The 16,616-nt window shown below is 55.2% G+C and carries 9 protein-coding genes; 1 reads left to right on the forward strand and 8 read right to left on the reverse strand.

Annotation, left to right across the window (positions count from 1 at the left end):
• Positions 1 to 199: 199 nt before the first annotated feature.
• The 6 genes from serA to ACT3TP_RS07780 all read right to left on the reverse strand — a co-directional run bounded on the left by serA (position 200) and on the right by ACT3TP_RS07780 (position 11,004).
• The gene (gene serA / locus ACT3TP_RS07755) at positions 200 to 1,795 is read right to left on the reverse strand and encodes a phosphoglycerate dehydrogenase (RefSeq protein ID WP_444620228.1); all 1,596 of its coding nucleotides are present in this window, start codon (positions 1,793 to 1,795) and stop codon (positions 200 to 202) included.
• A 358-nt stretch (positions 1,796 to 2,153) separates the two neighbouring features.
• Positions 2,154 to 3,506 carry a sugar transferase gene (locus ACT3TP_RS07760; protein ID WP_444620230.1) on the reverse strand — a complete coding sequence of 451 codons (1,353 nt, stop codon included), beginning with the start codon at positions 3,504 to 3,506 and terminating at the stop codon, positions 2,154 to 2,156.
• Positions 3,507 to 3,894: 388 nt separating this feature from the next.
• Positions 3,895 to 6,444: a helix-turn-helix transcriptional regulator gene (locus ACT3TP_RS07765; RefSeq protein ID WP_444620232.1), complete on the reverse strand. Its 2,550-nt coding sequence runs from the start codon at positions 6,442 to 6,444 to the stop codon at positions 3,895 to 3,897.
• 35 nt (positions 6,445 to 6,479) lie between these two features.
• Positions 6,480 to 9,041: a helix-turn-helix transcriptional regulator gene (locus ACT3TP_RS07770; RefSeq protein WP_444620234.1), complete on the reverse strand. Its 2,562-nt coding sequence runs from the start codon at positions 9,039 to 9,041 to the stop codon at positions 6,480 to 6,482.
• A gap of 231 nt (positions 9,042 to 9,272) precedes the next feature.
• On the reverse strand, positions 9,273 to 9,713 hold the full coding sequence (locus ACT3TP_RS07775; protein WP_444620236.1) for an adenylyltransferase/cytidyltransferase family protein: 441 nt from the start codon (positions 9,711 to 9,713) through the stop codon (positions 9,273 to 9,275).
• A gap of 94 nt (positions 9,714 to 9,807) precedes the next feature.
• A complete protein-coding gene (locus ACT3TP_RS07780; RefSeq protein WP_444620238.1) occupies positions 9,808 to 11,004 on the reverse strand; it encodes a DUF1972 domain-containing protein in 1,197 nt (398 codons plus the stop codon).
• 594 nt (positions 11,005 to 11,598) lie between these two features.
• Here ACT3TP_RS07780 and ACT3TP_RS07785 point away from each other — a divergent pair.
• Positions 11,599 to 13,968, forward strand: a complete 2,370-nt coding sequence (locus tag ACT3TP_RS07785) for a right-handed parallel beta-helix repeat-containing protein (protein WP_444620240.1) — start codon at positions 11,599 to 11,601, stop codon at positions 13,966 to 13,968.
• 65 nt (positions 13,969 to 14,033) lie between these two features.
• Here ACT3TP_RS07785 and ACT3TP_RS07790 read toward each other — a convergent pair whose 3' ends face one another.
• Both ACT3TP_RS07790 and ACT3TP_RS07795 read right to left on the reverse strand, forming a co-directional pair.
• Positions 14,034 to 15,029 (reverse strand): O-antigen ligase family protein, encoded by a 996-nt coding sequence (locus tag ACT3TP_RS07790; protein WP_444620242.1) that lies wholly within the window; start codon positions 15,027 to 15,029, stop codon positions 14,034 to 14,036.
• 287 nt (positions 15,030 to 15,316) lie between these two features.
• Positions 15,317 to 16,606 (reverse strand): Wzz/FepE/Etk N-terminal domain-containing protein, encoded by a 1,290-nt coding sequence (locus tag ACT3TP_RS07795; RefSeq protein ID WP_444620244.1) that lies wholly within the window; start codon positions 16,604 to 16,606, stop codon positions 15,317 to 15,319.
• Between the last annotated feature and the right edge of the window lie 10 nt (positions 16,607 to 16,616).

Below are 16,616 nucleotides of genomic sequence, written 5' to 3' on the forward strand. Positions count from 1 at the left end.
CACGACGAATTGTCAGGAGGGTATATTCGTAGCTTTTATCCAACTCATAACCATTTCGGGCAAACTATCATCAAGCAGTCGAGTAGTACGATTCCCGAGTAAAACACAGTCGCTTAGCCACGAAGAGTATCAACGATTAAATTCGTTGATACTCTTCGTTAAAGTACTAGCCGTTTTGCTGGGCAACTCTCACGTTGTTCTAATCAGCGAGGTTGATCTCGCGCGCAACGCTCGCACCAATCGCTGCACCAACAACATCCAGCACACCGTGTGGTAGAGCCGAATCAATATTGATCACGGCAACGGCCTCAGCGCGCTCTTCGTCGCGCGAAACCTGCATGCCAGCAATGTTGATGCCCTGCTCCCCCAGCACGTTGCCCAGCGAACCGACAACGCCCGGACGATCCGAGTAACGCACAACGATCATGTGATCCGAGATCGGGATTTCTATCTCGTGGCCATTGATTCCGACCAGCTTTTCGATCTGCTTTGGACCAGTCAAAGTACCAGCGACCGCCAGCTGCGTGCCTTCATTGGTTGCGCCCTTGATGGTCAGCTGGTTGCGGTACTCAGGTGAATCAGGGGTGGTGACCAAGCGGGTAGCCACTCCGCGCTGTTCGGCAAGAACCGGAGCGTTGACGTAGGACACCTGGTCCGAAACGACATCCATGAAGACACCCTTCAGTGCGGAAAGCTCCAAGGCTTTCACGTCCAGGGAAGCGATTTCGCCGGCAACCACCACATCAATGCTGGTCAGCGAGCCCGAGGTCAGGGCGTTGAAGATGCGACCGAGCTTCTCGATCAGCGGGATGCCCGGGCGCACGTTTTCGTCGATGACGCCACCGGCAACGTTCACCGCGTCCGGAACCAGCTCGCCGGCAAGTGCCAGGCGTACCGACTTAGCAACGGATACACCGGCCTTTTCCTGTGCTTCATCGGTGGATGCGCCGAGGTGCGGGGTGACGGTCACGTTCTCGAATTCGAAGAATGGAAGGTCGGTGCTTGGTTCCTTGACGAATACGTCAATGCCGGCGCCGGCAATCTCTTCGTTCTTGAGTGCTTCATACAGCGCGTCCTGGTCAACGAGGCCACCACGTGCCACGTTGATGACGTAGGCGCTCTTCTTCATCTTGCCGAAGGCTTCCTTGCCCAGCATGCCCAGCGTCTCTGGAGTCTTTGGCATGTGGATGGTCACGAAGTCGGCCTGAGCCAGCAATTCATCAAGGGTCACCAACGTGACACCAAGCTGCGAAGCACGAGCCGGGGTGACATATGGGTCATAGGCAATGACATCCATGCCAAAGCCCTGCAGGCGGGCTGCGACGAGGGCGCCAATACGGCCCAGGCCGATGATGCCGGCCTTCTTTTCGAACAACTCGACTCCGGTGAAGGAGCTGCGCTTCCACTCGCCGTTCTTCAGCGAGGCATTCGCGGCAGGAATACGGCGAGCCAGCGAAACGATGTGGCCCACGGTCAGTTCCGCCGCCGAGATGATGTTCGAGGTCGGAGCGTTGACTACCATGACGCCAGCCTGAGTGGCGGACTTGATATCTACGTTGTCCAGTCCTACGCCCGCACGGGCGATGATCTTCAGGTTCTTGGCCGCGGCGATTGCCTCGGCGTCCACCTGGGTGGCCGAACGGACGAGAATTGCATCTACGTCGGCGACAGCTTCGAGCAGCTGGGAGCGGTCTGCTCCGTCTGTCTGACGAATTTCAAAGTCGGGACCGAGCGCAGCGACAGTTGCTGGGGATAGTTGTTCGGCCAGAAGTACGATTGGCTTGTTGTCAGACACGGGTGTGGCACCTTTGCGATTTCATTGGGCTGATGCTGGCATGTTGGCGATCGTTGATGATCGCCAACATGTTCCACCCTATCGCCGGGCAGTCCTAGACTCCGTTGAATTTACGCATATTACGCAGCTTCAGGGCGACTTTGTGAAAACTTTCACTTGAAGATTAGAATGTACTTCGGCCAAGAGAACATTGCTTCTGATTTATCTGTTCCGTTGCAGCGCCGTGCGGCGCGTTAATAAGGCGTAGCCTCGCATCGTTGGGAAGACACGAGGCTACGCTCCCCTATTTGCGGGGGCCCAAACAGGGGTCGCAATCGAAAGTTTCGCGTTGGCTCAAAACTCCGATTCATCAAAACGCCTAATAGGCGCCTTGAGGTCTCACCATGGCTTTAAAGGTGTGCCACATGATGATCAGGTCACCCACCACCGACCAGTTCTCCACGTAGTACAGGTCCAGCCGAACGCTGTCGTCCCAGCTCAGATCGCTTCGCCCATTGACCTGCCACAAACCCGTAAGACCTGGCTTGATCAGGAGCCTCCGGAACGTGTGTTGCTCGTAGCAGTCCACCTCAGTCCGCAACGGAGGCCTAGGCCCAACCAGCGACATGTCCCCGCGCATGACGTTCACGATCTGCGGCAATTCATCCAGCGATAGCTTCCGCAGGACCTTTCCTATCCGCGTTACCCTCGGATCATTTTTGAGTTTGAATAAAGGTCCAGCGCCTTCGTTCGAACCTTTCAGATCCTTCAACCGCGCTTCCGCGTCAATCACCATTGTTCGGAATTTCAGCATGGTGAATTCTTGGCCGTCCTTGCCCACTCGGCGCTGCGCAAAAAACACGGGGCCTGCCGAATCGATACGTATTGCGAGCGCGATCAGCGCAAATACTGGGATCAGTACAAGCAATGCACTCACGGACAGCACCATGTCGAGTATCCGTTTCGCCCACATCCTCGCACCGTCGAAAGCCGGTGGTTCAACATGCATCAGGGGTAGGCCTTCTACCGGTCGCATATGGATTCTGGGACCCGCAACATTCGTAAGGTTGGATGCCAGTATCAGCTCGGTTTTCGTCTTTTCCAATCTCCAACCCAGATTCTTTACGGCTTCGGGTCCGTCGTTCAAGGTGCCGGCGACCATCACTGAGTCGGCACCGTGGATTTTAATCATGTAGTCAAGGTCATCCAGCGAATAGGATACTGGAACGTCATCCACGGCAACCGGTGTATTGGTGTCCTCTATCAGTCCCACAATTTGGTACATTCCCGCTGATTTTGCAGAGATCTGGCGGGCGAGGTAGGTAAGATCAGTTGCCTCACCCACAACAATGACTCGATGCAAAGTGGCGCCCTGCTTGGCTCTCATATGCAGTACACGCCGCATCATCCATCGCGAGAACAAAAGCATCAGCGTTCCCGGCAGAATTCCGGCTAGCACGAGCTCGCGACCGACTTCGAGGCTTCCTGCCATCGAAGCGATTGACACGATTCCTGCGGTGAAAAGACTGGCACTCAAGACACGCTTATACTCCTCGGAACCAACGCCTAAGGTATCGGTACGTCGAGAACCTTTCAGATACAAAGCTAGCTGCCAGATGCAAAGCGTGGAAACCAAATAACCCACGTACTGAGAATCGATTCCAATGTTCAGCACTACGGCAGCTGCGAGCATCCAGGCACCAGAGACTAGGACATCAATGGATGCAAGCATATTGACCCAGCGTTGCCTACGATGGCGGGCTGGAGCCCAAGTATGCGCGGCTTCGCGCGTTTCTGTTCTTGTCCAGGTTTTCCCCAAAACCTTAGGACTAGATAAACGAGGTTCCCCTACCCCACTTACCATGTATTCCACTTCCCCTCATAGATCGCAATATGTCGAGGGAATGCGGGGAACCACAAAATCCAACCGGGACTCAAGCTACCTTGCTTGAACGACTAGAAGTTCCCCACAACTCTCTACAATTGACAATCTATGCGGTGGCCTGGCCAAACACACGAGTGCCGACTACCCGAAGGTGGGCTTGATCAGCAGATTTGCCCCAAGAGGCGTACTTGGTTGTACTTGGGTATGCAGTAGTTGCTACCTAGAGCTCTCGGGTTCACGTCTTTTCCAACCCCAACGGCGCCAATCCCCGTCGGTCTTTCAATCCCAACTTGGCAAATGCGCGGTAGAGATGCCCCTCAACGGTTCGCACCGACAAGTTCATCTGAGCCGCAATCTGCTTATTGCTCTTTCCACGTGCGGCGCGTTTAGCGATATCCAACTCGCGGGACGACAACCCGTGAGCTTCCAAGGCCTCGGATACCACGGGAATATTCGAATAATTCTTGACACCTCGGTAGAGGTATCGACGCGCATTGGCAGCTAGTTCCTCATTAACCGAGTCTGAGGCAAGCGCGGCGGCCCAACCTACAGCGGCTATTTCGGGATGGAGCTGTAGTTTCTCGACGTGAGGCGAAACTACTAGCGTTTCAGGATGATCATTCACCCTAGTGAGCACCTCGCCAATCAGGCGATACCGCGGGGAACTCGTGCGTTGTGAAAGGTAATGCACGCGCTCCTTCATCTCAGAAATGACTTGCCGAGCCGCACCAGAGTGGAAACGGTAGACGTGCCATAGTCCTTGAAGCGCCATTGCTGGGCTCGCGCCACGAACCAGCTCCTCCAACGACTTCGTCAAGGCCGGCACATCGTCTTGGTACGCGATGAGCCCAGACAGCGAAGTGAATTCGGTGAACAGCGGGCTTCCCACCCTTACCCCTTCCCTTGCGTCCTCCACCAGGGCAGTAACGGCTGAATCCTCCAGAAGCGGATTGCGAGCCATAACATTGATGGCTGCATACTGCGCGTGCCGCGCCATTCCTGCGGCCGCAAAATCGGCAGTTGCCTGAATCAGCTCAGCGGTGCACTGCTCGCATCGTCCGTCTCGCTCGGCTTCCCAACCACGTCTCATTGAGTCCAATGCAGACAGATGACGAATTACTCGCTCGTTTCCGACCAGAGTTCGCCACAATTCAGAGAGCACTGCGATTTCTTTTCCGCTGACTTCTTGGGCTAGTAAGGCCGTTCCATACGTTCCTACCCGAATTCCAAAAGACCTGTCATCCGTCAAGATCGAGACTGCTGCTAGAACTTCTGGATCATCGACTTCCAGGAGCATATTTTCCAGGCCAAACGTGAGCACAAGAAACAGAACATCTGCGGTGGGACGCTGTGCGATGATGCCTTTCAATTGCATGGCTGCCTCAGCTGCACCATCATTCTCGGCAATTAGTCGGACCGCATGAATCCTGGCGCTCAACTGTTCGTTGTCTTCAAGACCATAAAGTCCCACCAGCTCGGTCCATAACGCCTGGGCCTTTTCGAATTCCGTTTCATGGCCCACAAGCAGCGGCAGCACCGTCATCCACGACGACGTTAAGGATTCAATCTCGACCAAAGATAAAGGTTCTTCGGCGAGTTGTGCAAATTCTGCCATGGCTTCAAGGGATTGCCCCGAACTGGCAATTGCGACGAGCTCCTGGATCCGTCGCAGAACCGATGCTTTTCTGCCTGTCGGCGCAGTGGCCAGCTCATGTGCTTCCCTGTAGTGTCCGCTGGCGTTCGCCTGTTGGGCAGAGCTGGCCAGTTCTTCCTCCGAAACTGCTTCTCCTGCGGCCACTTTCCAAAGTGTCCTCCGCCAGTCCAATAGTTCTTGACCTGCAGCGAATGATGTCCAGGATTCCAGTAGCCTTCCGGCTTCAGCCGGTGAAATTGTACGAATGATTAATGCGCTCAGTAAGGCAGCACCAACCACCACTTCATGTTCGCCGAGCAAAGTGAGCAAGCCGGAATCAATGATTGACGAAATCTCCCCCTGCAGGGCGCTGCGAACGGCTTCTCGCGAGCTAATTCGTTCTAAAGATACTGCGGACAATACCTCCAAATCATCCTGTTCGACCTGATCAAGCAGCAACCGCAGTGCGTCGCTCATCCGAGGGTGTTCAAGGAGATGCTCTACCGGAATTACGCTATACCCAGCCACCAATTGCCAAACTCGCTCGCCCCTAATGACCTCGCAGAGACTCCCGAATACTTCGTAGATTCCTCCGGTGAGTGACCGAATCATCGCCAAACTACCGCTAGTCGGTGGAGCGCCAGTTATCCGCCGCAAAGCATCCGCCATCTGCATGTCGGTTAACGGGCCGAGCACCGTAGACAGCTCCGCACCCAGCGCTTCGAAGGGCTCTAGGTTAGCTAGGTTCTTCACGGGTTCCGTAGTGATCAACACCAGGTCGAGATTTCTCGCCTGAACTAATTGGGTCAAGATATACGCTGACTCTTGATCCATATCTTGGGCGTTGTCCACTACTAGAAGTGTCCGAGACGACAAGGATGCTTTCGATTGGAAAATTCTGCTTTCCAGTTGCCTCATGACCGAAAGCAAGTCGGCCTGGTTTGGTGTCTCATCAAGCAGCGCGCCCACTGTGCCAAAGGGAGTGTTCAGTTCACTAGGCAGACAGCTTACGGTCAGAACATTTTTTCGATTCTGCGCAGCAAGGCTTCGCAGCGCAAAACTGAACTCGGCCTGTCCCGAGCCGAAATGAGCCAAAACAACACCAAAGTTCTGGATTCCGTCTGCCATCGAGTCGAGAACTTCACGTGCCACCAAATGCCTTGAATCTTCTGCGTAGGCAGGGCACGTCATTTGAACCTCCCCTGGGGTTCATTGGCCACAAGTTCACGAAGCTCTCGACGATTTCTCAGGTTCAGCTTGACTTGGATCTGATAGAGGTGCCCCTCGATGGTGCGTACAGAAATGCCAAAATGTTCTGCCAATTCGGCATTTCTCAAACCTTTCGCAGCCATCACCGCAACGCTGCGCTCACGACTGGTCAGCGGTGCGCACCACTGATCGTGCTCCCCGCTGCTCACTGCTGCGTTCTGCCGCTTGTGTACCCCGACCGGTTGATCTTTTCGAGCGGCGGCGAGGCTCACGATACTACGTTGGAGTTTACGGCGGAGCACCGTTTTGCCTTTGTCGATTCGTTGCAGAGGCAGCGCGGCGTGAAAATAAAGACCTCGACTGGCTAAGTCGCAAGAGAACTCAACAACTGCATTTTCGTCGGCGGACTCGATGGCGTTATTGAGCAGTTGAAGCGCGTGGACGTAGTCGTTATCCCCCGTATTCGCAATGTGCTGCATGTGTGCTTTTTGCACGGGCCGACCTAGGCTCAAGCAGAGGGCTGCAGCTTGCGTAGCTGAGAAAATTTGGCCATTCGCAAGCAGGCGATCGGTGTACTCGTGGAGATCAGCAGTTAAGGATTCTTCCGGCTCCTGAAAAGCACGTTGCAGCAGGCGGGTGTATGCGGCATTCCATCGAATCACGGTCGTTGTATCAAAATCATGATCAACGCTAGCGACGGCTATTTCCTTGCTCAGCAAATGTCCGTCCATTGCGAGAAGCACTCTTTCAACCTCTCGATAGGAGTCCCACATCTTCGGCGGAACGGTCCCTCGCTCTGGAGTGAAGAGCACTGAGAAGATATCTCGGGACTTCTGGATTTCACCGTGGTTCAGCAATCGCAATGCACCGAAATATGCCGCAAATCCGGAGGCGGTCTCATCAGTATGTTCGGCACGAGCAAGTAGTTCATCGACACGGTCCATCGAGCGCCAGTCTTGGTGGCACAGGGATAAGTAGCTCAGTAGCAACACAATATGCGGCATCCACAAAGTGGCGCGTTCATCACGGAGGAAAAATTGGCTTCCTTCAAACGCCTCAAGTGCCCAACGCACCAAGCGCTTGCTTCCGGTGGACAGTCCACGATGCTGCCAGTTGTAGGCAACGCAAAGCACACCGATGATCCGTGTTGATTCATCTTTCCACCGCGCATCGTGAAGACAGGCTAGGATGCCTGCTGCGGAGTCATCGTTGAAAGTAACCTGTGGTATTTTTCCGGCGCGTAAATCGAGATACCACTGCTGCACATCTAATTCGGAAGCTGCTATCTGAGCAGCTCTCCCGTGGACAGCCTGAGCACCAAACGTCCGATCCAGGGTTGCTTGTGCTCCCGAAACATCATCAATATCCAATTTGGCGCAATAGACAGCAAGGTCACGGATGCACTGGCAGTCTTGAACATCGCATTGATGCCGGGAATCGTAGGTAGTACTTTCCAAATTCTTGATGGCGTCCAGGTGGTGTCCCGCGGCAATCCTTTCGATCTCATATGAAACTGGGCAATGCCCGGTCTCGCCGACTGGCATTCCGTAATGCACCGGGCGCTGGTTCGCAATAAGCTGTTGCCGGGAGGGAGTTTTGAGGCCTATGCGTCCGGCTGCCATATTCTCTACCAGCCCAAGCATAAATAGCCGCGCCAAGGAATTTGCGCTCTCTTTGTCCCGTGCCACATCGCTGGCCAACAGATAGCGTTGACCGGCAATCCGGACCAGCAATTCGCGTTCCTTGCTCCCAAGCTGTACAAACTCATCGGAATTTGACCGATCTTGCAAGGATTCTTGCGACCGTGCTGGGTCCAGAACCCAACAACCGTTTTCGAGGCTTAGCCGCTGCGCGGCCAAGTCGCATTCGACAATGAATGCGAGCCGGTCCAGAGAACCCCTGGTTGCGGCCCAGTAGTGCGCCGCAATGCTGGGCGACGTGCGTGTTCCCAAGCGTCGTTCGAGGTAGTCGCCAAGCTCAACGCTGCCGGTCAAGTATTCGTTGAATACCGGCAGCTTTTGCTGTCGTGAAAGCGACCTAAAGGTAGGGCCAAGATGCTCAGCGTGATTGGTGAGAAGTAAGAGTTTGATAGTTCCGGAAGCCACCAATCGGCTGAGTACACGTTCGCTGCGCGTATCCATCAGGTGTGCATGTTCCGCGACCACAGTGATTGGCGTCAGCGTGGCTTGGGCGCTGAATCGTCTCTTGAGCGCATGAAATACCTCGGTGTCGCTGCTCAAGTCGGTGGCGGAGCTGCCAGAGACCAAGAATAAGAGAGCTCCGAGGCCCAATTTTTGCGAAAATTTGCTGCACGAGACTCGAACCGCCTCTGGCGACCCAGGCAGGTGATCAATGGCCTGATCTATGTGCCTTTGATACTGCGCATGCACGCCCATTTTTATTACGGCGCCGCAAGCCCCTGGCGCTGCGAGTGCACCTTGCAGTCGCTCTGCCATCCATTCAACAACGGAAGAAACCGAAGTCTTGCCGGCAAGTGCTTCCGCGTACGAGTTATCCCCAATTTTTCCTGCAGTTTTCACTTGTTCCCCCAAAGAACCCGCGCTGTACTGATTGGAAATTCCCCCAAAGAATTTCCTACGCGAACTAACAACTTAGTCTATAGCCCAGCCAACGAGATGGGCCCACATTTCACAAAACAGTATTGAATTACCCGATTTAATTCATGGTTCCTCGATGTTTTCCTTTCACAAACGCAAGGCGTGGCCCATTCATCCAACTTCGACCCCGTCCATAGGACTGCTTGCAATAAATCAAGCCTTCACGGCGCCTGGCAACGCACCAGATAGCGTGTCCAATACCGTGCGAAGCTTCGTGCTCGACGTATGCATCGTGTAAGGGAAATATTCGACTCGGACACCCACCGTCGAAAAGAGTCGTTCGAGTTCTCGGCCTTTGGTGGTTCCCTTCCAGTCGTCTCCCTTGAAGAACACATCAAACTCGACTTCGGCCCACGTATCGAGCCTGTTTTCGCTCGTTTCGATAAACACCTTGTCCACGTATGAAATGTTCTCAACGATTTCCGCGCGTTCTCGCGTCGGAATGACCGGCCGATACCCCTTGGCCAACTCGACTCGTTCATCGCAAACTACGCCAGCGATGAGAAAGTCACAGCGAGATTTTGCCTGACGCAAGATATTGAGATGACCGACGTGGAATAAGTCGAAGGCACCTGCTGCGTAACCGATGATCATGATTGTTCCCCCAAGAAACTTTGCGTGCAATCATTTTCTGCTTGTCAATACTGCGGCCTCATCCGATGGTTCGCGTGGCCATCGAAGCTAAAAATCAGCGCACGGGCAGTCGGGACTTCCCGGAGGCCCCAGCTCTTCTGCCTTTGGCCTGGACGGATTTCTTGCCAACGCCAGCGAGGTCCATGCAAAGCGACTCATAGGCATCCGTCACCACATCCCAGTCATAAGCCTTGGCTCGCTGCCTGGCGCGGCCAGCACGATGTTGGATATCGTCCTGGTCTGCTTCGGCTTCATTGAACAGCCCGGCGGCCTGAGCCGAGTTGGCGAAGAACTTGCCGGAATCGAGGAGAACTTCCCTATTGAAGTTCACATCGAATGCGTTCACCGCGGTGCCTGCACCGATGGCTCGCAGCAAGGAAGGATTGGTGCCTCCCACCGAATGGCCATGCCAATAGACCAATGCTTGGGCGTAAAGCTCGTCCAGCAGTTCCTGATCCCATATTCCGCCAAGGAATAAAACTTGATCATTGGCGGCAGCATGGACCTGTTGGGTATATTCCTCCGCATATGGTGCGGAGCCGATGACCACCAGAGGAAGTTTGGCCCCGGATTGCGCATAACCACGGACGATCATCTCTACATGGTTCTCCGGCTCAAAACGTGCAACCACGACATGATACTGCTTGGATACCAGGCCAAGCTCTGCAATTCGCTGTGCTGGTTTATCTGCAATGACCGGTGCCCCATAGGTGATCAGCCTCGTTTCAGCGGCGAATTTCTCCGTGTAGTAATCGGCAATCCCGCTGGCGTCTGCGATCAATGCATGAGACCACCAGACGGCCAAGCGTTCACAGATCAAGTAGTAGCGCCGTCCAATGGGACCCCATTTGGCGCGTTTCCATTCCAGACCATCTACGTGGGTCGCCAGCGGAATTTGAGCCATGCGCAAAAGTGGCAGCAGCGGAGAATTTGCTGCGTTGAACACCAAGGCCGCTTGTGGACGATTGAACATCGCGTGCCCGACTGACAATGCAGTGTGGCTCAAGGTTTCCAAGCTGCGCTTCTTCAACGCAGGTAAATGCACAAGCTCCATGCCTAGGTACTTGGATTCTCGATCGTCAGGTTCAACACCGCGGCAGTACACGGTGACCGTATGCCCACGTTGCACCAGCCGGCGACCGACTTCTTCGATAGCGGTTTCAAATCCGCCATACCTGGCCGGCACTCCCCGAGTACCGATCAGTGAAATTCTTAGCGACGAATCATTTTCGTGGCGCTTCGAGCCCAGCATTGCATTCCCCCATAGTCATGCCTATTCAGCACAAGTTCCCCCAACGCGGAAATAATGTGATGTTGCGTCCCCACGCATGCACCACAATCCGCGTCAATCTGTGCGCTGATCTAGGTTCCGATACTATGGTTCGTTTTACTCGGACACATGGGTAATGCACTACTCATTTCGGTTCGCGAATACTTGCACGGCTACTCTAGAGCGTCAGTTAGTGCATTTGATCGGCGAAATCTAGGGGTATTTTTGGCCCAACGGACGAATGTCACATTTACATAACGATACTTACCGTGGCAGACTCGTAACTGCAGGTTTTGCGCGAATCTGCGTTTTTACACGTCTATACACACCGATCAGGTGCCACGTCGATTTGCTGGGGAGCGCGGCGGGCACAACGAGGAATATTCTTTGTTGCGTCCCCCTTTTAACCAATCCCCCACGAACAAAACCGAACGTCCGGCCTCGAACTTTCAGGCTCTGCGACATGTTGCGGTCGCCACCACTCTAGGCGCCCTACTGGCGACCAGCTTTCAACTGGCGCCTCTCCCGAACTCTGCGACTCCGGCGAGCGCAGCGACGAATTTCCTGGTTGACTCCATGGACAGGTCGCGCGATTCCGGGTGGGGCACACCCAACGTCGGGTCGCCCTATACGCTGAACGCAGCCAACCGCTTCTCAATCTCTCAAGGCGTCGGTGCCATGAAGATCCTGCCAGGGAAAAACAGCTACGCCACCAGCCCGTTGCAGGAAGCGAATGTCTCTGCACGGTTTGATGTTTCTTTTGATTCCCTCCCGCAGTCAGGCTCCGTCTACGCGCATTTGGGGCTCCGTCACTCGGGCGACTCGCGCTACGAATCTTCGCTGCGATTGACCTCTTCGGGCAAGCTCACCCTCGAGGTCTCGAAGACCATCGCCGGCAAGAAGACCGTGATCGACTCACACCTCATTGCGTCGAAAGCGACCGTCGGCAAGGCCTATCGAATTGAATTCGAGGTAACCGGAGCAAAGGCCCCAACGCTCAAGGCACGTGCCTACGCTGGTGATTCCGTTCCGCAGTGGCAGATCGAGGCCACGCAGAGTGGCGCGTCGGTAATTTCTACCGCTGGCAGCCTGCGTATCGGCGGGTATCTTTCGGCAGCGGCCAGCAAATCAGCGGGAATCCACGTAGACAATCTGCGTGCAGCCTCGGCTTCAGAACTGGATGTCGCCGAGGCGCAGCCATTGGAGCTTGACCTGCCTCTTGCTGAGGCGAAGCCGCTGGAAGCTGACATCCCTCCGACGCAGGAGACCGAGTCGCCGAAGCCCACACCAACGCCGACGCCGACTCCTAGCCCCGAGCAGAACCTCCCGGCTGGCGCCCTGTATGTATCCCCCGAGGGCAGCTCCGGTGCCGCAGGAACCCTGCAGTCCCCGCTAGGCAGCATTGGTGCTGCAGTCGCTCAAGCCGATGCAGGACAGAGCATCGTGGTTCGTGCTGGAAGCTACCACGAATCCCTGAAAATACCTGCGGGCAAGAAACTGCACCTGAGCAACTACCCGGGTGAAAAAGTTTGGCTGGATGGTTCGTCCACCTTGAACGGGTTCACCAGCAATTCCAACGGATACAGCACCGCCTGGAAGTATGATTTCGACTCTTCACCGACATACACGCGCGGTGCCGAGGACAATACGCAAGAAGCCTGGGGATTCGTCAACGACAGCTATCCAATGGCCGCTCATCCCGAACAGGTCTGGATCGATGGGGTGCGTCAAAAGCAGGTCAAATCCCTTGCCTCGGTGGAGCCCGGATCCTTTCACGTCGATAAGGCCGGAAACAAACTCACCTTGGGAACAAATCCCGAAGGCAAGCGAGTGCAGGCGAGCACGCTAGTAAAAGCCCTGAGCATTCGGGCCGATGGTTCGAGCGTCGACGGGATCAATGTGCGCAAGTTTGCGCCCTCCGTCCCTGACATGGGAGCGGTCACGGCAGAGAAGCCGGGAATCACGCTGAAGAACCTGACGGTGGAAGATTCGGCGACCACCGGCATCAACGTGAGCGCAGTCAACAACCAAATCTCAAATGTCTCGATTCAGCGCTCAGGCATGTTGGGCATGAACGCCGTGTATGCCGACGGCCTCAAGGTGAGCAAGCTGAATGCGTCATCGAACAACGTGGAGAAGTTCAACTCTTCACCGGTCTCCGGTGGTTTGAAAATCACCCGTTCGCGCAACATCGCGGTGACCGATTCCGTGATGAAGAACAATTATGGTCCGGGTCTGTGGATTGATGAGTCGGTCTACAATTCAATGATTCTGAACAACGACCTGATCAGCAACACCGGTCATGGCCTATCCCTGGAGATCTCCGCTAAGGCCACCGTGGCGAACAACCGGATCATCGACAATGGCGGAAACGGCATTAAGCTGAACAACACCAATGACGTAGCCATTTGGAACAACACTATTAGCGGGAAGAACCGCGTGTTGAACATCGTGCAGGACACACGTCGCGGCGCAAACAAGTCAGACGCGGGCCATGACCCGCGCCAGTCATTCCCGGACTCCACCATGCCGTGGGTGATCAAGAACGTGACCGTGAAGAATAACGTGCTGTCCAACACCGGCGGCGGCAACGCCATCGTGGCGGTTGAAGACTATTCCAAGCAGCTCACCGCAGAGCAAATGAAGATCACTTTGGATTCCAACGCCTATCACCGCACCGGCAGCACAAACCCTCGCTGGTCATCGGTCTGGTCCAATGCCGCAGCCAACCCTTCGGTCTACACTACTTTGGCAGCATTCCAGCAAGCCGAGGGACAAGATGTTTCCTCGTTCGAGGTAACTGCGTCAACGGTGCTCAATAGCGACCACCAGCCAACGTCAGCAGTCACCGGTAAGGCAAGCAGTGCTACGGTGCTGCCTTCATCGATTGCCTCACTCATCGAAGAAAATGCCGGAAGCAAGCGTTTGGGAGCGTACTCGCGCTAAGCGAAGTACTCCCCCACATGCTTTGGTGGCGGATCCATCTCTCTGGATCCGCCACCATGTTGCTTTTACCGCATCTCTCGCGCTGGGCTCTCTCTGAGATTCAAGGTCCCGCACTGTTGCCAATCAAGGCTTTGAGCGATACTGGGCCGTTCAAGGCTCAGCGAAAGGACAAAAAATACAAGGAACATCGCCCCGGCGTCGATCAGCCCATTCTCCATAAATGAACGAACCAAGACGAATGTCAGCAGGGGAAGAAACAGCGTGCGGAGTTTGGCCGTTGACAAAACCATCATCACGCAGCTCAAGACCCAAAATACCGCTATCGCCGCTCCTGCAATCCCGCTCTGCGCCAGCAACGAGATCCATGACGAGTCGAACACCTGTTCTTCCCAGTACTGGCCTTCAACTTCAATAGTTTTCATGCTGAGCCCCGAACCGATCCAGCGCTCCCACGAGTCCCAGGGATAGTTCAGCACCACTGACCAGCTGATAGTTCGCGAATTCAGGGTCATCAGCGAAGCGCTGTCATCGCGCAGCACGATATTACGCAAAGCCGGTGTCAGCAACGCGATATAGAGCATCACCGGTATCCCCACCAGCGCGGTAATTACCGTTTGAATGGGAAACCGTCTCACCAGCAGTAGCATGATGCCGGCCGCTGCGGCTGCCCCGATCAATGCGGTACGCGATTCGGAGAGAAATAGCAGGCCCACCAGTAGCGCCAGCAGCACTAAATGCCACCAGTGGATTCGTGCCCGCAAGCCCTCATGCAAAAGCACCAAGGCCGGGAGGCCAGCGAGCAGTGAGATCTCATTGGGGCTCAGTGGCGGGATCCCGCCTGACAGACGCGCACCTCCGCCCAGCGCCAGTCCACTGAAAGAACTGACCACACCGATAATAGCCAAGCATAAACACAGCGCCAGCAGGGTTTGCGCGGTAGAAAATGAACGCATCACCAAGACGATGGTCAGCGCCATCATGAAAATGCGCACTGCAATGACTGCCGAGGCCATGAGGTTACCACCGGCAAAGGCACCAAGCACACTGATCAGCAAGATCAAGAACAAGAAGTTCAAGCTGCGAATGCCCAACGGGTACCGAACCCCATGGCGTTTGGAGACCAACCAAGCCCAGCCCAAGGCGACGGTTTGCATCAAGGCCTTGAGCGCCACCACCGGGTCCAGCCCTCCGGTGAAGAATGCTCCTTGCCTCCACGCGACAACGCAACCCACGCTGAGAAAGCAGATACCGATCAGGTGGAATACACCCGGATCCGCAGAATCACCGCCCGGCCTGGAAGCGGTGGAGCCTAAGGATCGCCACTGCGCCGTGATGGAGCTACGCGAGACTATCGATTGAGCCATCGCAAGCCACCTGCCGTGTGCCGTGTCATCACCAGTCCGGTAGCCCCGGCCCGCACCGCAGTGAGATCTTCAATGACCGCCTTGAGCTTGCCGTAGGTTGTTTTCTTCAGCTTTGCAGTGACCAACACGCAATCACAATGCAACGCCACCGCGGCTCCATCGATCGGTTCGGTATTCATGGTTGTCATCACGATCACGACGTCATAGGACGCTTCCAACTCCGAGATCAAAGATTCCAATTGCGAGACCACATCAAACTTCCGCAGTGAAGGCTGTTTCGCACCAGCTGGAAGCACACCCATGGGAATCTCATGGTGGACTTGCACGGCGGTGTTCAGACTCGCCTGGCCTGTCAAAACCTCCGTCACTCCAAATTCACTCAGCACATCATCCCGCTGAGCGAACTCTTGCTCGTCTCCGTAGATCACTACCGCCTTTTTCCCCATGCTGGCTAGAGCTGTCGCAAATTGCTCGGCATCAAATTCGGAATTCTTGTTGGCGCTGAGCACCAGGATCCTTTGCGGCAGGTGTCCGTCGTTGGCAAGCAGCACATTTGAAATCAGCTGGCGATAGCCATTCGCTTTTCGTCGATTGCCGTGCTGGCCGTGGCCTTGTTCGCGGCAGACATCCCCCAATACGGGAAGTTTGATGATCCTCTCGGTGTCCTTGACCCGCAAGATCCGTGGATCGATCCGGTCCACCAATATCGCCAGCAGCAGTCCGAAACTCAACCCGGTTACCAGTCCCAAAGCCAAATTCAGTGACTTGCGTGGTGAGATTGTATCGATCGGTGGGGTGGCGCGAACCGAAAGCTGAGCGGTAACCGTCAGTTCCTTCGGATTGACGTTTTCCAGCTTCTCAATATTCTTGGCGAGCACCGAAGCGGCAACGTTGGCCAGATCCGCGGCTTGCCGTGGATCGGCGGCTTGACCGGTGACCGAAACAAGGACGGTCTCGCTCGGGTTGGCGGCGATCAGCGATGACTTGACCGTCTGAAAATCCAGTTCTTGATCCAGCTCGTCCACTACCTGGTTAATCAGCAATGGGTCGTTAATCAACTGCGGGTATGACCCCACGCGCTGCAGGGCGAATTGGCTGCGCGCGTAGGAGGTGTCTCCCGGAGATTCGACTTGAATAAAGAGGCTGGCTTTGGACTTGTATACCGGAGCCATCATCGAGGTGATCCCAAGGCTCACCGCAGCGCCAATCACGGTGGCCAAGACAATCCATACCCAACGAGTACGAATCACCCGCAAATAGTCATTGAGTTCCATGGCCTGCGTT

It is taken from the genome of Glutamicibacter sp. AOP38-B1-38 (genome assembly GCF_052377485.1).
Lineage (GTDB): Bacteria > Actinomycetota > Actinomycetes > Actinomycetales > Micrococcaceae > Glutamicibacter.